Raw genomic sequence first — 17,112 nt, forward strand, 5'->3', positions numbered from 1 at the left:
TGCCGACCCTGAGCGTACTGCTGAGTGGGTAGCTTTTTTCGATGCTCAAGAAGATACCCGCGCCCTGGCAATTACCACTACCAATATTCGCGAGCTTAAAAAAATCCCTAAGCTATGCCACGAGCTGGCAGGCGCGGTACGCGCTGATAGAGATGTCCGCGTGATGGTAATGGGCATTCCCAACGTCGGAAAATCGACGCTGATCAACGGGCTTGCGGGTCGGAAAATTGCTAAAACTGGCAATGAGCCCGCGGTCACCAAGCGCCAGCAAAAGGTGCGTATCGACGGCCGCGTCGCGCTGATCGACACCCCTGGGGTGCTATGGCCAAAAATCGAAGACCAGGCTAGCGCCTATCGCTTGGCTGCTAGCGGTGCAATTCGTGATACTGCGATTGAGTATACCGATGTAGCCATCGTCACCAGTGCCGAGCTTGCCAAGCGCTATCCTGCAGAGTTGACCGCCCGCTATAAGTTAAAGGCGCTGCCTACTTATGAAGCGCCCGTAGCACAAGAGGTGGATGCCGATGGCCCGCAAAAGCCGGACTTCTTAGCCATTGCCGGTTTTGACGGCCACGCCATTTTGAAAGAAATTGCGAGTAAGCGCGGCGGCTTACGCCCCGGTGGCGAGGTCGACATACACCGCGGTGCCGAAGTACTGCTTCACGAACTACGCGATGGCAAGCTCGGTAGGCTTACATTAGAAACCCCAGGTGATATTCCACCACCACCGATACAAAACGACGAAGACAGCCACCTACAATCCGACGCATAATGAGCTGATCATCAGTAACACCCACGGCCACAGGACATTTTGGATAATAAACCCCATGGACACCCCGCAGCCTACAGAATCACACACACTGAAAAAATCGCACAAACTGCATAACGTCTGTTACGACATTCGCGGCCCAGTGCTCGACCATGCCAAGCGCCTGGAAGAAGAAGGCCAGCGAGTTTTAAAGCTTAACATTGGCAACCCGGCGCCATTTGGCTTTGAGGCACCGGAAGAGATTCTTCAAGACGTGATGCGCAACCTGCCCACTGCCCAGGGCTACTGTGATTCTAAAGGCCTTTACTCGGCACGTAAGGCAATTATGCAAGAGTGCCAACGTAAACGGATTCCTGGGGTTGGCATTGAAGACATCTACATCGGCAACGGCGTTTCCGAGCTGATCGTGATGTCGATGCAGGCGCTGTTAAACGACGGAGATGAAGTACTGATCCCTGCCCCTGACTACCCGCTATGGACCGCCGCAGCGAATTTATCTGGCGGTCACGGTGTTCACTACTTATGCGATGAACAAGCCGATTGGGCACCGGACATAGCAGACATTCGCGCCAAAGTTACCAGCCGTACCCGGGCCATTGTCATTATCAACCCGAACAACCCTACCGGTGCGGTTTACCCGCCTGAAGTGGTACGGGAAGTGCTGGATATTGCCCAAGAGCACAATTTGGTGGTGTTCTCCGATGAGATCTACGACAAGATTCTTTATGACGGCGTAGAGCACACCGCCACGGGTGCATTGGCGGATGATGACCAACTGGTCATTACCATGAATGGGCTATCGAAAAGCTACCGCTGCGCGGGCTTTCGTTCCGGCTGGATGACCATTTCCGGCACGCTAGCCAAACAGCGCGCCAGTGATTTTATTCAGGGCCTGACCATGCTGGCCTCAATGCGCCTGTGCGCTAACGTCCCAGCCCAGCACGCTATCCAAACCGCACTGGGTGGCTACCAGTCAATCAATGATTTGATTCTGCCGGGCGGCCGACTATTGGCTCAGCGAGATATTACGATAGAAAAGCTTAACGCCATCCCAGGGGTCTCTTGCGTGACGCCTAAAGGTGCGCTGTATGCCTTTCCCCGCTTAGACCCTAAGGTGTTTAACATTCAGGATGACCAACAGCTGGTGCTGGACTTACTGCTCCAGGAAAAAATCCTGCTGGTGCAAGGCACTGCGTTCAACTGGCCAGAACCGGATCACGTGCGCATTGTTACTCTGCCATGGGCCGACCAATTGGGTGATGCGCTTGATCGCTTTGCTAATTTCTTGTCTCGCTATCGTCAATAAAAGCAGTCATCAATAAAAACGGTGACTTGAAACTGACGTTAACAGCACGTATCTAAACTGTCATTCCACTAACGCTTTTTTAATGACCTTTGATGGAGAACCTGCACCATGATGCGAATTGTGCTGTTTTTAGCCACTAACTTAGCGGTGTTGCTGGTTGCCAGCTTAACGCTGCGACTGTTTGGGGTGGAAAGTTACCTAAGCAGTCAGGGCATCAACTTTACTAGCCTGCTGATTTTCTGCTTTATCTTCGGCATGGTCGGCTCGCTAGTATCGCTGTTCATTTCCAAATGGATGGCAAAGCGTTCGACCGGCACCGTGATTATCGAAACACCCTCTAACTCAACAGAGCAGTGGCTGCTGGATACGGTGGCTGAACTTTCCCGCGAAGCGGGTATTAAAACGCCAGAAGTGGGCATTTTTCCTGCTCAGCAGTCCAACGCGTTTGCCACCGGCTGGAATAAAAACGATGCATTAGTCGCCGTTTCAGCGGGCCTATTAAACCGTATGCGCCCTGAAGAAGTGCGCGCGGTGCTGGCCCACGAAATCGGCCACGTGGCCAACGGCGACATGGTAACGCTGGCGCTGATTCAAGGTGTCGTGAATACCTTTGTTATGTTCTTTGCTCGGGTCGTGGCTCAGTTAGTCGACAACTTCTTAAGAAGTCGTAGCGACGGCGAAGGTGGCCTTGGTTTTATCGGCTATTTTGCCGTGGTGATCGTGGCAGAAATCGTCTTTGGTCTTGTCGCCTCCGCAATCGTTGCCTGGTTCTCACGTTATCGTGAATACCGTGCTGATGAGGCAGGCGCACGCCTAGCGGGCACCGGCGCAATGGTGAATGCGCTGGCACGTCTGAAAGCGGAAACTGAAATGCCTGACCAGATGCCAGATACCCTGCGTGCGATGGCTATTACTAAAGGCCAAACCCGCTCTTTGCTAGAGCAGCTGTTCGCCAGCCACCCGCCGCTGGACGATCGCATTCGCGCCTTAAAAGAAGCGGCTTACCGTCAGTAAACGCATATTCGCTAGCTGCATAACACACAAGGCCCGCAAATGCGGGCCTTGTGCTGTCTAAACCACCTCACAACCAACACACCGTCACCACACAACTATACGCAGCGCACTTGAAAACCAGCCGCCAGCAATGGCGCTTCCAACACCGTTGCGTCGTTCTCTAACAACACGCGCAGCGTGGCAAACTCTCGACGCAGTGGGTAGTTTGATCGGCAGTAATCAAAGCCCTTTTTGATTCCCTGGTGAAACACGTGCCGCTGCAACGCATCGTGGTCGCGGCGCACATCGTAAACCGCGCGCGTGCATAGCCGGAGTGCTTCTTCTGTCGGCATCGCTTGCTGCAGCGTTAATGCCGACAGCGCAGGTCGTGGGCAGAGTTCGCTAAACGTAACGCCACTTGGCCGCTCGATATGCTGAGCCAGCGCCTGCTGAATCATCCACGTACCACGCAACTTGCCATCAAGGCTATGCCCGGCAATATGTGGTGTCGCCAGCGCTACCAAATCACGCAACCCGGCATCGATCTCCGGCTCATCTTCCCAAACATCGAGAATCGCCGTGATATCGCCTTTACCTGCTAAACGACTACGTAGCGCCAGACCGTCAATACAGTCGCCCCGCCCGGCGTTTAGCAACACAGTTCCAGGGGTTAGGTCATTAATACGCTCAGCATTAAGCAGTTGATACGTGGCATGGGGGCCCTCTTTCACCAGCGGAGTATGCAGGCACACTACGTCGCAGTGTTCGATGACGCTATCCAGCGAGCAAAACAGGCCCGCCTCCCCTACTGCTGCGGGCCCTTTTCCAGGGTGTTCTTTTTCTGCGCGAGGCGGATCACACACCATGGTTTCCACACCCAGTGCTTGCAAACGCTGCTGCAAACGGCTGCCAACGTTGCCAGCCCCCACAATACCCACCCTACGTGTCAGCAACGACCAACCTTGTCGCTCACTTATCAGCAGCAAGCTGCTAAGCACGTAGTCCACCACGGCGTCGGCATTACAGCCAGGCGCACTAGCAAAGCCAATGCCACGCTCGCTTAATAACGCGCGATCAATATGATCAGTGCCAATGGTGCAGGTACCCACAAAACGGACAGGGCTTTGTGCTAACAACGCGTGATTGACCTGAGTAATCGAGCGCACTATCAGTGCGTCGGCATCAGCCACATCGGTAGGACGAATCTCACGCCCTGGCAAGCGATGCAACGTACCAAACGACTCAAAACAGAGGTCTGCAGCGGGGATATTAGCGTCGATAACAAGTTTCATAGGCGTTTTCGTATCCGGGCTTTACAATACGCCCGCAACGGCTTGCTGTGCAGGCATGATCAAGAAGCAGTTAAGGAGATGGGTGTGATCGTACGCTGGGAAACCGACCATGACTATGTGTTGGTGCATATTCACCAGGATATGTTTGGCGACTGGATTTTCAGCCGCGCCTGGGGGCAAATCGGCACCCAGTTTGGCGGGCTAAAGCATCAGTTGGCAGACACCCTGGAGCAAGCACAAATGTGGATGGAAGATGAGGCCACCATCCAGACCTCGCGAGGGTTTCGCAAGGTACTGGAAGCAGCCGATCATACGCCCGAAGGACAGGAAGCCATGCGGCAGTTGTCGCTACTTGATGCACTTTAGGTGCATCAAACTCTATGTTAGCGACAATAATTCGAACCCTAAAGGCTTTTTCAAGAGCGGTTTCAAGGGCTGTCTCAAGGGCTGTCTCAAGGACTGTCTCAACCCAAGTAGCGCCGTCCATTGCGCTGATGCGCGCCAATTGGCGGCGCATTTTCGGGCGGTGTGGTAAGTGCCGCCAGCGCAGCCTCATCCAACCAGCCGCGCGCTTGTAACCAAGCGCTCAGCTTATCAAGATCAAAGCCTCGATCCAGCTCTTCCCCATTAGCATCCATCAAAACCGGAATGCGCACACCATAACGCGCCGCTAACGTATCGTCGTCGCTGATTTCAATGTGATGCAGCGATACCTCTTGGTTCGCCAACGTTACCACTAGCGCCTCTAACTGAGCGCACAAGTGGCAGCCTAACGTTGTATAAATCGATAGCTGAATCATATCCGATCTCTTTGTGCCCTTACGCTTTATGCCGTAGCAAAAACACATGATGCAGGTTGGTTCGGCGTTGAAAATCCGGGTCAAACGTACGCGATGTAATATCTTCCACTGCGTAGCGCTCGCTGAGCCCCTCGTCTAGCTTGAAGCGTCGCTGATTGTTCGAGAACACCAGGGTACCGCCGGGCGCAAGACGCGCCATGGCCAGTTCCACCAGCCGCGGATGGTCACGCTGAACATCCAGGGTATCGCGCATTTTCTTGGAGTTAGAAAATGTCGGCGGGTCCATAAAGATCAGGTCAAACTCGGCGTTCGCGGTTTCAAGCCAGCGGAAACAGTCATCCCGCACCACACGATGTAGTCTTGGGTCCAGCTTATTCAGTGCAAAGTTGTCTCTCGCCCACTCAAGGTAGGTATTCGACATATCGACGCTGACACTGTCGCTTGCACCGCCCAAGGTTGCTTGCACGGTTGCCGTGGCAGTGTAGCAAAACAGGTTTAAGAAGCGTTTCCCGCTAGCCATCTCGTTAAGCAGGCGGCGCACTGGGCGATGATCCAAAAATAAGCCGGTATCCAAGTAGTCACGCAGGTTAACCCACAACCGAGCGTCACCCTCCTGCACTTCAAAGCGTTCACCGCTGGCATCCCGCTTCTGGTATTGGGCACTACCCGTTTGCCGCTCACGACGCTTTATATACACCTTGCCTGGGTCGACGCCGAGGGCATCTGGCAGCACTTCCAGGGCATCAAACAAGCGCTTTTGAGCCTGAGCGGGGTTGATTGAGCTGGGTGCGGCGTACTCTTGAACGTGCACTCGATCACCGTAACGATCGACTGCCAGCGCATACTCCGGCATATCAGCATCGTAAACACGATAGCAAGTCTCAGCGCTTTTCTTGAGCCACTTTTTCAGACGTTTTTGGTTTTTCGCCAGTCGGTTGGCAAACATTTGGGCATTTTCCGACACAGCAGGCTTGGCACTGATACTTGTTTGCTGCGCCTCTCCACCATTTTCTGAGACAGAAGAAACGCTGTCACTGCCTGGCATGCTGGCCGTGTGAGTGGCAATTTCCATCAGCAGCAACTTCGCATCCAGAGCACCGTTCTTCAGCGCATACTGCTTGTGAGCACGTAGCCCAAGGCGATGCCCCAAATCGGGGTTACCGGTAAACAGCGCCAGTGTCCAACCGGGAAACAGCGCTTTCGCCTTTTCTCCCAGCTGGGCATACAAACGCACCAACTCAGGCAATTCGCCTAAGCGCTCGCCATAAGGCGGGTTAGTTATCAATAGCCCACGTTCGGCAGTAATAGTCTCTGGCCTGCTTAGCTGACTTAGGCTCTGCCCATGCAAGGTAATTAGCGCAGGAATGCCCGCACGCATGGCGTTAGCTTTCGCTGCTGTCAATGCCGCCGGACTCTGATCAAAGCCCACCAGCGCCGTTTTACAGCGTTTACGGCCTATCGACGCCCGTGCCTCAGCTTCGCGCTTTAACTCTTTCCACAGCGGCTCGTCGTGGCCTGCCCAGCCCTGAAAGCCAAAGCGCTCCCGATTGAGATTGGGCGCTTGGTCGGCAGCCATTAACGCCGCTTCAATCAGCAACGTGCCTGCACCGCATAACGGATCTAACAGCGGCTCACCGGCTTTTGCTCGTTCAGGCCAGTCAGCACGCACTAGCAATGCGGCTGCCAAGTTCTCTTTCAGCGGTGCATGTCCAACATCACGGCGGTAGCCACGGCGGTGCAAACTTTCGCCTGAAAGATCAATTCCCAGACTTAAGTTAGCACGGTGTAGATGGGCGTAGATGCGCAGATCAGGCGTTTTGGTATCCACATTTGGACGCTCCTGACCTGCTAGCTGCAGCGAATCAACAACGCCATCTTTCACCGTCTGGGCACCAAACCGAGTATGGCGAATGTGGTCGCTGCGACCATGAAAATCTACCGCCAGCGTTTTGCCTGGCGTTAAATGCTGTGTCCAGGGAAGCCGGGCAACCACGTCACGCACTTGCTCAGCGGTATCAATCATCGGCTCCCGAGCCAACAGCAAAATAATGCGGTTAGCTAGCCGTGACCATAGGCATATGCGATAGGCGGTTGCTAGATTGGCGGAAAAATAAACGCCCGCCACGGTCGTTTTACCTAGCTCGGCTCCTAGCGCTGAAAGCTCATCAGCTAAAAGGCCTTCAATGCCTTTGGGGCAGGTAGCAAGGAGGTTTAGAGGGGCAGTTTGGCTCGACTCAGTCATGTTTATCGCCGCGCGTAAGAGCGCGATATTCCTATATATGGCAAATGAGTTTACGTCTTATGACAATTTGATGGTCGACAAGTGACCCCATAATGAGCTAACAATAAGAGTGTAGCTACTGAAAAACGCATGCGTTGTTTGTCAGGGTTTTATAAGCAACTTGCTTTCAAGACCCTAATTTGTCGAGTCTGCCGCTTTGCCCGTTCAGCACGTGAGTGCTAGGCACTAGCGTTGAGTGGCGGCTTGCCAAAGTTATCTATCGAAATAGCACTGATGCAAATATAGCATTTTTGCCCAGCGTGCTTTTCTTATCAAAGGCTTTCGTGAAAAGAGGTTAGCCAATGAAACGACAAAAACGTGATCGCTTCCAACGGGCTTATGTTCACGGCTATAAAGCGGGCATTACGGGTCGCTCCCGAGATGACTGCCCCAGTCAAGATGTCAATTTACGCGAATATTGGATGAGTGGTTGGCGTGAAGGTCGCGGTGATCAGTGGGACGGGATGACCGGCGTCTCCGGTATTCATAAAAATCCCATGGTGATGACCTAGTTTTTTACCTTTTCAAACATGACATTTGGAGTACGGAGCCCGCTGACAAGCGGGCTTTTTTATTGCTCAATTATGGCTGTTTCAATGCCTCGGCGCACGCTTTCACTAACCCAGGCCCTTGATAGATCAACCCTGAATAGAGCTGCACCAAGTCTGCGCCAGCGGCAATTTTAGCAGCAGCGGCCTCACCGCTATCAATCCCGCCCACACCTATAATAGGCAGCGTTGGCAGTTGCGCACGTAACAGGCGAATCACCCTATTCGATGCTTCAAAAACGGGTTTTCCAGAAAGCCCACCCGCCTCTTCTGACTGAGGGTCACTCTTAACGGCCTCGCGAGATACCGTGGTATTGGTCGCAATCACACCATCCAGTGCATTTCGAGCAATACTGTCGGCTACCAAGACAACCTCTTCTTCACTCATATCTGGGGCGATTTTAACCAGTAGCGGCACCTTGCGGCCTAACGCGTTGTCCAGCTCTTGGCTGCGCGATCGGATAGGCCCTAACAACGCATCCAGTTGCTCACCGAACTGCAATGTCCGTAGCCCAGGCGTATTGGGTGAGGAAATATTGACCGCAATATAATCAGCCACGCCGTGCACCGCTTCTAAACAGAGCAGGTAATCATCAAGCGCATTCTCCACAGAGGTGGTTAAGTTTTTGCCAATATTGATACCCACAACGCCTCTGTAGTGGCGCTTTTTCACCTGGGCAACAAGGTGCTCAACCCCTTTGTTATTAAATCCAAAGCGGTTAATGATCGCCTCGTGGCCTGCAAGCCGAAACAGGCGTGGCTTCGGGTTGCCTGGCTGCGCTTTGGGCGTCACGGTTCCTACTTCTACAAACCCAAAGCCCAGCGCGCCCAGCGCATCCAAGTGATCGGCATTTTTATCCAGCCCTGCAGCAAGCCCTACCCGATTACTAAAACGCAGCCCCATCAGTTCGACAGGGTCGCTCACAGGCTCACCATATACCCGCTGCACACCGCCCACCCGATGCAGAGTATCTAACGCACCCAGCGCCAACCCATGAGACGTTTCTGGGTCGAGTCGAAACAACAGCGAACGGGCGAAGTTATACATCAGCGAGGCTCTCCAGAGCAGTGGGCATGAAGCAGACGAACGGACACGCTACATGTGGGCAAATAGACGACATAGTGCGCGGCGCGCAGAGTATAGCGTAAATCAAGTTATCTTCGCAGCGCTGAGCGGCGAGAAAGGCGATGCCGTGAAAAAGCGCTCACAAGAGCGGTATCAAGAGCAGTCTCAAGAACGGTCTCAAGAACCGTCATAAAAAAACCGCGCCCTGATTCAGGGCGCGGTAGGTGGTGTTACTCATCGGGCAAGATAATCGCTAGCTTATGGCTTACCCTTCACTATCACTTTCAGCAAGATCGACCAGTTCACGCACGGCAACAGCAAATAATGCAAAGCCGCCTTCACTGCCACCGCGCACCTCGTCAATCAAATGGCACCAGCGACGGTGTAGCTCGGCGTGCTGCTCAAGCCACTGAGCCACACGCTCTTGAGTGTCACGACTACCCGCTTCCAGCTTCAGAACACTGGTCGTTAGTGCCAGTTGCTGGCGATCAATATCGTCACGGAAGGTTTCTCGCGCTTGCGCTTGCCACGCATCACGCACTTCCAGCTGGGTCACCTGCTGGATAATCCAGGGTAGCTCTAGACGGCTGCCAATTTCGTAGAACACTTCGGCCACACGCTGAGGCTTCTCATTGGTGACCCGCGCTGCGTGAATAATGCCCAAACCTGCATAGAGACTAGGCGATGCAGCCACCGTAGAGGCTAGCGCTTCTGGCACACCTGCTTCTAGCAGCTCGTCACAACGCTTACGCCATGTCGCCTTCTCTTCTCCGCTGAGCAGTTCACCAATCCCTTCTTGCAGTTGAGCAAGGCGAGGTCCGAAGTACTCAATTGTATCTTGGGTCGACAATCCCAAATGCTGACGCAGGAACCAGCGCGTCGCGCGGCGAATCATGCGCATCAGGTCGAGCATCATTGAGTACTGCACACGGTTCGGCACTTGGTTGTCCAGCGCCTCAATCTGTTCCCACAGTGCCGTCAGGTTAAACGCGTCTCGAGCGACCACGTAAGCACGAGCAATATCAGCTCGACCTGCGCCGGTAGAGTCCATTAGACGACGAACGAAGACGATACCCATGTGGTCAACTAGATCGTTGGCCACTTGGGTGGCAACAATTTCACGCTTCAGACGGTGGTCGTACATCTCGGTCTGGTAGCGTTCCGTCAACACCTCAGGGAACAAGCGTTCTAAATGACGATGAATGTAGGGATCATCCGGCACATCAGAGTTGATCAAATCGCCTTTCAGGGTGCTCTTAGCGTAAGAAATCAGCACCGACAGCTCAGGTAACCGCATGCCCTGATCATGACTGGCGCGCTCTTTAAGCACATCATCGGCAGGCAAGAACTCTAATTCACGATCAATTTGACCGGCTGACTCAAGCTCACTGATAAAGCGACGGTATGGCCCCATGCCTTGGTGAGACAGAATTTCTGACAGATCCAGCGCTTGGGTTTGACGATAGTTATCGAGAATGACTAGGTTAGCAACTTCCTCGGTCATATCTGATAGCAGCTGGTTACGCTGTTTGTCGGTCATGTCACCACGCTTAACCACTTCATCAATCAATATCTTGATATTGACCTCATGGTCAGAGCAGTTAACCCCGCCCGCATTATCGATAAAGTCTGTATAAACGCGCACACCTTTAGCGGCCGCTTCCATCCGGCCACGCTGGGTCAAGCCCAAGTTTCCGCCCTCACCAACAACGCGGCAATTCAACTCAGCGCCGTTAATACGCAGCGCGTCGTTGGCTTTGTCGCCCACGTCGGCGTCGGTTTCATCGGAGCTCTTCACATAGGTGCCGATACCACCGTTCCACAACAGATCAATCTTGGCCTTCAGCATGGCGCGGATCAGATCATTGGGTGAAAGGCGCGTTTCTTCGATACCAAACACCTGCTGCATTTCCGGGCTAATCGGGATCGATTTCGCGCTGCGGCTAAAGACACCGCCCCCCTGTGAAATCAGTTCAGCATTGTAGTCTTCCCAACTGGAGCGCGGCAGGTTGAACATGCGCTTGCGCTCGGCGAAAGCAGCTTCCGCGTCGGGGTTTGGATCGACAAAAATATGCAGGTGGTTAAATGCGCCTACCAGCTGGATTTTATCCGACAGCAGCATGCCGTTGCCGAAAACATCGCCAGCCATATCGCCAACGCCCACTACCGTGAACAAATCTTGCTGGGTATTCACGTCAAGGTTTTTGAAGTGACGCTTGACGGATTCCCAGGCACCACGCGCGGTAATCGCCATTTTCTTATGGTCGTAACCGTTAGCACCGCCAGAAGCAAAGGCATCCCCGAGCCAGTGGCCATACTCTATGGATATCTCATTTGCGATATCCGAGAAAGTTGCGGTCCCTTTATCGGCTGCAACGACAAGGTAGGTGTCGTCGCCATCATGGCGAACCACATTTTGCGGTGGCACAACCTCACCACCCACTAGGTTGTCAGTGACATCCAGCAGTGCGCGAATAAAGATTTTGTAGCAGGCGATACCTTCTTTCTGCTGAGCTTCACGACCAGCATTTTCTGGCATGCGTTTGCATACGAAACCGCCTTTAGCTCCCACGGGCACGATAACCGCATTTTTTACCTGCTGGGCTTTTACCAGACCCAACACTTCCGTACGGAAATCTTCGTGGCGATCTGACCAGCGCAAGCCACCGCGAGCAACTTTACCGCCACGCAGGTGAACACCTTCTACGCGGGGTGAACAGACAAAAATCTCAAACGCCGGACGGGGCTTGGGCATGCCCGTGACTTTCGAGGGCTCCAGTTTATAGGAGATATAGTCTTTAAAACGGCCATCATCCGCTTTTTGGTAGTAGTTAGTGCGCAGAGTTGCTTGAATAAGCTCCATAAAGCGACGCAGCAACTGGTCATCATTAAGGCTGGCGACACTTTCCAGGTTCTCATTTAAACGAGCAATACAGTCATCTAAGCTGCTTGGCTGATGCTTGGGATCAAAGCGCAAGCGGAATAGCTCAACGAGCGCCTGGGTGATTACCGGGTAATTAGCTAGAGTAGCCGCGATGTAGTCCTGCGACATACCAAAGCGAATCTGCTTAAGGTAACGGGCATAACCGCGCAGCATGGCGACTTCACGCCAATCAAGGCCAGCACCAATTATCAGACGGTTAAAAGCGTCGTTATCCGCCTCTCCGGCCCATATACGCTTAAACGCTTCGCTGAAGGTGTCACGCATCTCACTTAAATTAACGCCTTCGCGACTATGTTCCAGTTCGAAGTCATGAATCCAGTAACGCTGCTGCGGGGCATTAATGTCATAAGGGCGCTCGCCGATAACGCGCAATCCCAGGTTTTCCATCATCGGTAGCACATCAGACAGCGGGATCTGCGTTTCACGATGGAAAAGCTTTAAGTTCATACCGCCCGCTTGCTCTTCCAAGGGGCGATAAAGTGACAACGAGAGATCGTCACCGCTATCCAGGGTCAGCAGATGCTGAACATCAAACACCGCTGTGCGCGCGTTGAAATCTTCTCGGTAGCTGGCCGAGAATGCATCATGGAAGTGATCCATTTCGTGGTTGGCACGCTCTTCACCAAACCCTTCGATCATTGCTTCTTGAAGCTCATCACGCCAGCTACGTGCCAAACGTGCCACTTTGCTTTCTAAGCGCTTAAGATCGTATTGACTTGGTCCTTCACCATTAAAGCGCAGAATAAGCTGAATACGAGCTAAAACCGACTCTGACAAATAGGTGTTAAAGTCGCCAAAATGAGCGTCTAGCTCATCGCATAGCATCGTTTGTATGCGCTGGCGCAGGTCAGTAGAGAACACATCTCTTGGAACAAAGACTAAGCAAGAGTAGAACTTACCGCTGACGTCCGCGCGAATAAACAAGCGCACTTGGCGGCGTTCGCGGATATTAAGAATACCGAGTGACGTGCTGGCCAGGGATTCGGTGCTGATCTGGAATAGGTCATCACGCGGATACACTTCCAACACTTGCAACAGCTGTTTGCCGTTATGCCCCTGGGGGTTAAACCCGGCAATATCCATCACCGCTTTCAACTTGCGACGCAGCAGCGGAATATTGCGTGGCGATTCGTTATAAACCGTAGATGTGAACAAGCCAAAGAAGCGCCGCTCGCCGATCACATTGCCATCGTCGTCATAGCGATCAACGGTAATGTAGTCTGGGTATGTGGGGCGATGCACCCGGGAGTGATGCGCGCTTTTAGCAAACGACAGTAGCTGGGGTACTAGTACATAGTCGCCATTCTCATCAACCCCCTCTTCAGTGCGGATGCGCTCGCGATAACGCGGCTGATCAAGGCGGAAAACCCCTAGAACACTATTAGGATCGCGCTGCAGCTCTTTGCCTTCCAACAGATACTCGTCGTACCCCAGGAAGGTAAAGTTGTCTTTGAGCAGCCACTCTAAAAACGCGATGGCCTCTTCATGATCGTCAGGATCAATTTGCGGGGGGCAGTTTTTCTCTAACTCTTGAATAGCCGACGTGATTTGACCGCACATCTCGTCAAAATCGCTGACGGCGGTTCTAACATCACGTAGCACTTCATGTAACTTATTCTCAATTTTGGTCAGCGATTCAGGATCCGAGTGGCGATCCACTTCAATGACCATCAGCGACTCACGCGCCTCAGGCGCATCTTCATCTCTTGGCGAGGCAAGTGCTTTGAGCTGATGCTGACTATCACGCGCCACGGCAAGCACAGCGTTCTGAATAGCGTGAACCGTCAGTCCGCGACGATTAAGCTCTATTCGTACCGAGTCAACCAAAAATGGCATATCTTCGTGCAAAACGGCAACGAAGGTGTGGGTTGACTGCCAGCCATGCTCTTCAAAGTCGGGATTGAAGATGCGCACCTTGGGATTTTTGGGATCGTGATGCTGTAAAAACTGCCAAATCGACAGTGTGGCCCCATACAAGTCGTCTAAACGCCGGTCAACCAAGTCTTCAACGGGTACCGTGGCGTAGAAGTGGCGAGCAAAGGCTTCGACATCTGCCGCTCGCTCCGGCTCCAGTCGCGCATCCAATCGCTCTTGTAGCTGCTTCAAAAGATCCCGCCGACTCTCTTCAATCGCAACGTAATGCATCCATCACCTCGACTGCCTGGGGCCACAATTTAGGCCAAAAAACGAAGGACAATAGGCCTTTAGGCCACACTATCCACTAGCTTACGCTACCGTTGCTTATCCCCCTAACCATCTGACAGGTTATTCATGGTGTATGCCGCTTATGCATCATAAGCACTATTGACAAGAGCTCTTAAGCATTATCGGCAATTTCTCAATTACCCAGCGCTCTTTCGTGTGAGTAATACACCGCATTCACAATGCTCGGTAAACGGAAACTGATCAAAAAGCGCGAACCGTTCAATATGGTGTGTTTGAGTCAGTATGGTTAAGTTTTCAGCTAGCGTTGCCGGATTGCATGAAATATAGACGATTTGAGCGTATTCGCTGATTTGATGACAACTTTCGGCGTCCAAACCCGCTCTTGGTGGATCGACTAGCACGGTGGAAAACTCATACGCATCCAACGCCATCTCCGTCACTCGGCGACCTGTTTTCTCGCCCTTTAGCGCCAAGGCGAACTCTTCAGCGGACATTCTTACGACCTGAGCATTGGTTACACCGTTAGCGTCCAGATTGACGTTAGCGCTGGCAACCGAGGTGCGCGAAATTTCCGTCGCCAAAACGCGGCGGAAGTTATCCGCTAACGCAATGGTAAAGTTACCGTTACCACAGTAAAGCTCCACCAAGTCTTCATCCTGCCGTCCAGCGGTGGCCTCCCTGGCCCAGCTAAGCATGGTCTGGCAGATATGCGCATTCGGCTGCGTAAAACTGTTTTCGACCTGTTGATACACCAGCTCACGTCCATCAACGGTTAAGCGCTCCCACACATGATCGCGGGTTAGCACCAAGCGCTGCTTGCGCGAACGGCCAATAATCATGATGCCAAGCGCCTCCTCCAGTGCGCGCGCTTCGGCCTCCCAGGCCTCGCCTAGCGGGCGGTGGTAGATCAGCGTTACCAAGGCTTCGCCAGACAACGTGGTTAAAAACTCAACTTGAAATAAGCGCCGACGAAGTTCATCGCTGGCAAGAAACGCTTCTCGCAGACGCGGCATCAGCGCATTGATATGCTCACTGGCGACGGGGAACTGATCCAAACGCACGACACGCTTGTTTTTGGGATTGTGCGAATCGACCTCAAACATAGCGTAGAAGAGGTCATCATCTTCATGCCAAATACGAAATTCGCAGCGTTGCCGATAGTGGCTCGGCGGTGAGGGGTAGACTTCAAGCGTGGGCGTGGTGAACGCTGCAAAGGTTTTCTCCACGTAGGCTTGCTTTTCAGCGAGCTGTTCGGCGTAGCGTTCTGGTTCTACAGTGGGGATCGCCAAGGTAGTTCCTCATTTAAGTAAATAACATCAATAAAAACAAACAACCTAACAGAGGGACTACACCGCGTTAGGAATCGTTAATCGTTGTGGCGCGTGAAAACCAAAGCGTGCCAACCCGTTAGTAAGTTGCGACGCTGATGCTGTCGTGAAGCAACGCCCATCTTGGGCGCTGTTGGCTATGGTCGGTGCCACTTGCCCTACTCGGCGGGCAATTGCATCGCCAGAATCCACCCACGCCAAGGGTACCGGCGATAGCCGGATTAGCTCAGTTTTCAACAGTGGAAAATGGGTACAGCCCAGCACAACCGTATCGAGTGCTGGGTTGGTCTGGGTAGCCTGCCATAAAGGTGTTAGCGCTAGGTTTATGCGCTGCTGGTTAATCGGTATGCCGGATAGCCACGCTTCTGCCTCTGTAACAAGCTCACCTGCTGCCACCCTGGTGATCACACAGTCACTCGCGAAACTATTAATTAACGTCTGCGTATACGGCCTATTGACGGTCGCCGCTGTGGCGAGCAAGCCAATGTGACGTGTCTGACTACTCAACGCAGCAGGCTTGATAGCAGGCACCGTTCCAACAACCGGAATATCTAACGCTGCACGCAATCCCTCTAACGCTAGAGTGCTAGCGGTATTACAGGCAACGACCAAGACACTCGCCTGACAGGCATCTACGGCCGCTTTGCATACCGAGACAATACGCTGGGAGAGCGTCACATCATCACGTAGACCATAGGGTAGCCACGCATTATCACAGGCATAGCACATTGCCAGATGCGGGTAATGCTGGCGAAGCGCATGGGCAACAGAAAGGCCACCCACACCTGAATCAAACAGTAGTACAGGCCCTGACATCACTGCTTAACCATCCAATACGCGTTGTACATGCCACCCTCCTCAAGCCGCCAATAAAAAACGGGGCGTTAGTCTAACACGCCCCGTTACACCTTGAGTGATCAGCTTACGCGCTACATTGGTGGCACTTCGGCACCACGCAATTCAGCGTAAAGTTCGGGGTACGCTTGCTGGAGGCGCTCTAGTTCTTGTTCAGCCCCTTCAGGTAGCGCTTGACGAAGCTCCTCCATATCCTCTTCGCTGAAATGCTCATCTATCAATGGGAACAGGCCCTCTCTCTCATGACGGAGATAGGCACGGTGGGCATCAAGGTACGCTTTCAACGCCTCTGCAAAAATATCCATGGGGAGCACGTTATCCATTAGAATCATGTCGATATCATTGGATAAACGAGACAGACGTGGCTTTAATTTACGATAGTCACTGGCCATCTGCTCCATCAATGGAAGGTGCTCAGGGGCCTGCTTCTGCAGACGTTCCACGCAGATTTTTTCCAGCGGAGAAGCAAAACCATCCATATAAGACAAAATGTAGTCCACCACCTCACGCATCAACTGGAAGTCGGGCCGTTCACCGCTCGCGAGTGTTTTTTGTTTCAGTTGCAACACATGGAGCATTCGCGCCATGTTGGCATGATCTAGACGCAGTTGGTTTAACATCTTGCCGTCTCCTTTGTAAGTGCCTTACCTTTCGCCCATTGCCTGCTAACGCTTAGGCGCATGGCATGAGCTGGGTTCAACTACACTGGTGTTAATCGTTACCATGCGCCTTTGGCATTACCTAGGCAAGCAGGCGCTTATCCG

The 17,112-nt window shown here is 53.0% G+C and carries 13 protein-coding genes; 5 read left to right on the top strand and 8 right to left on the bottom strand.

What is annotated here, in order from left to right; genetic code table 11:
• The 3 genes from INT22_RS09000 to htpX form a co-directional block, all read left to right on the top strand.
• Window positions 1-772, top strand: a 772-nt coding sequence (locus INT22_RS09000) for a YlqF/YawG family GTPase (protein WP_226912545.1), incomplete at its 5' end; no start/stop codon positions are given.
• Between the two features lie 55 nt (window positions 773-827).
• The gene (locus tag INT22_RS09005) at window positions 828-2,075 is read left to right on the top strand and encodes a pyridoxal phosphate-dependent aminotransferase (protein WP_089038711.1); all 1,248 of its coding nucleotides are present in this window, start codon (window positions 828-830) and stop codon (window positions 2,073-2,075) included.
• A 108-nt stretch (window positions 2,076-2,183) separates the two neighbouring features.
• Window positions 2,184-3,089, top strand: a complete 906-nt coding sequence (htpX, locus tag INT22_RS09010; RefSeq protein WP_172420287.1) for a protease HtpX — start codon at window positions 2,184-2,186, stop codon at window positions 3,087-3,089.
• A gap of 95 nt (window positions 3,090-3,184) precedes the next feature.
• On the opposite strand, the gene pdxB is transcribed toward htpX, so the two are convergent.
• On the bottom strand, window positions 3,185-4,360 hold the full coding sequence (pdxB, locus tag INT22_RS09015) for a 4-phosphoerythronate dehydrogenase PdxB (protein WP_193068090.1): 1,176 nt from the start codon (window positions 4,358-4,360) through the stop codon (window positions 3,185-3,187).
• Between the two features lie 84 nt (window positions 4,361-4,444).
• Here pdxB and INT22_RS09020 point away from each other — a divergent pair, with 84 nt between their 5' ends.
• Entirely contained in the window at window positions 4,445-4,726 is a 282-nt protein-coding gene (locus INT22_RS09020) for a WGR domain-containing protein (protein WP_030070186.1), read from the top strand.
• 98 nt (window positions 4,727-4,824) lie between these two features.
• Here INT22_RS09020 and INT22_RS09025 read toward each other — a convergent pair whose 3' ends face one another.
• Window positions 4,825-5,160 carry a glutaredoxin family protein gene (locus INT22_RS09025; protein WP_193068091.1) on the bottom strand — a complete coding sequence of 112 codons (336 nt, stop codon included), beginning with the start codon at window positions 5,158-5,160 and terminating at the stop codon, window positions 4,825-4,827.
• 19 nt (window positions 5,161-5,179) lie between these two features.
• Entirely contained in the window at window positions 5,180-7,402 is a 2,223-nt protein-coding gene (rlmKL, locus tag INT22_RS09030) for a bifunctional 23S rRNA (guanine(2069)-N(7))-methyltransferase RlmK/23S rRNA (guanine(2445)-N(2))-methyltransferase RlmL (RefSeq protein ID WP_193068092.1), read from the bottom strand.
• Window positions 7,403-7,743: 341 nt separating this feature from the next.
• Between rlmKL and rmf the strand changes: the two genes are divergently transcribed.
• Complete coding sequence (gene rmf / locus INT22_RS09035) at window positions 7,744-7,953, top strand: ribosome modulation factor (protein WP_009722578.1); 210 nt, start codon at window positions 7,744-7,746, stop codon at window positions 7,951-7,953.
• Window positions 7,954-8,023: 70 nt separating this feature from the next.
• On the opposite strand, the gene INT22_RS09040 is transcribed toward rmf, so the two are convergent.
• The 5 genes from INT22_RS09040 to INT22_RS09060 form a co-directional block, all read right to left on the bottom strand.
• The gene (locus tag INT22_RS09040; protein WP_193068093.1) at window positions 8,024-9,037 is read right to left on the bottom strand and encodes a quinone-dependent dihydroorotate dehydrogenase; all 1,014 of its coding nucleotides are present in this window, start codon (window positions 9,035-9,037) and stop codon (window positions 8,024-8,026) included.
• A 283-nt stretch (window positions 9,038-9,320) separates the two neighbouring features.
• Window positions 9,321-14,144 carry an NAD-glutamate dehydrogenase gene (locus tag INT22_RS09045; protein ID WP_193068094.1) on the bottom strand — a complete coding sequence of 1,608 codons (4,824 nt, stop codon included), beginning with the start codon at window positions 14,142-14,144 and terminating at the stop codon, window positions 9,321-9,323.
• A 197-nt stretch (window positions 14,145-14,341) separates the two neighbouring features.
• The gene (trmA, locus tag INT22_RS09050; protein WP_193068095.1) at window positions 14,342-15,454 is read right to left on the bottom strand and encodes a tRNA (uridine(54)-C5)-methyltransferase TrmA; all 1,113 of its coding nucleotides are present in this window, start codon (window positions 15,452-15,454) and stop codon (window positions 14,342-14,344) included.
• A gap of 57 nt (window positions 15,455-15,511) precedes the next feature.
• On the bottom strand, window positions 15,512-16,309 hold the full coding sequence (gene murI / locus INT22_RS09055) for a glutamate racemase (RefSeq protein ID WP_089038719.1): 798 nt from the start codon (window positions 16,307-16,309) through the stop codon (window positions 15,512-15,514).
• 113 nt (window positions 16,310-16,422) lie between these two features.
• Window positions 16,423-16,968, bottom strand: coding sequence for a hemerythrin domain-containing protein (locus tag INT22_RS09060; protein ID WP_089038720.1), 546 nt, complete (start codon window positions 16,966-16,968; stop codon window positions 16,423-16,425).
• Window positions 16,969-17,112: the final 144 nt, after the last annotated feature.

It is taken from the genome of Halomonas sp. 3D7M, from assembly GCF_014897885.1.
In the GTDB taxonomy this organism is placed as follows: domain Bacteria; phylum Pseudomonadota; class Gammaproteobacteria; order Pseudomonadales; family Halomonadaceae; genus Vreelandella.

What these genes read in the sequence shown, in the direction of transcription:
- INT22_RS09005 (WP_089038711.1), top strand. Translation starts at nt 828, where the DNA reads ATGGACACCCCGCAGCCTACAGAATCACACACACTGAAAAAATCGCAC.
- htpX (WP_172420287.1), top strand. Translation starts at nt 2,184, where the DNA reads ATGATGCGAATTGTGCTGTTTTTAGCCACTAACTTAGCGGTGTTGCTG.
- pdxB (WP_193068090.1), bottom strand. Translation starts at nt 4,360, where the DNA reads ATGAAACTTGTTATCGACGCTAATATCCCCGCTGCAGACCTCTGTTTT.
- INT22_RS09025 (WP_193068091.1), bottom strand. Translation starts at nt 5,160, where the DNA reads ATGATTCAGCTATCGATTTATACAACGTTAGGCTGCCACTTGTGCGCT.
- rlmKL (WP_193068092.1), bottom strand. Translation starts at nt 7,402, where the DNA reads ATGACTGAGTCGAGCCAAACTGCCCCTCTAAACCTCCTTGCTACCTGC.
- rmf (WP_009722578.1), top strand. Translation starts at nt 7,744, where the DNA reads ATGAAACGACAAAAACGTGATCGCTTCCAACGGGCTTATGTTCACGGC.
- INT22_RS09040 (WP_193068093.1), bottom strand. Translation starts at nt 9,037, where the DNA reads ATGTATAACTTCGCCCGTTCGCTGTTGTTTCGACTCGACCCAGAAACG.
- INT22_RS09045 (WP_193068094.1), bottom strand. Translation starts at nt 14,144, where the DNA reads ATGCATTACGTTGCGATTGAAGAGAGTCGGCGGGATCTTTTGAAGCAG.
- murI (WP_089038719.1), bottom strand. Translation starts at nt 16,309, where the DNA reads ATGTCAGGGCCTGTACTACTGTTTGATTCAGGTGTGGGTGGCCTTTCT.
- INT22_RS09060 (WP_089038720.1), bottom strand. Translation starts at nt 16,968, where the DNA reads ATGTTAAACCAACTGCGTCTAGATCATGCCAACATGGCGCGAATGCTC.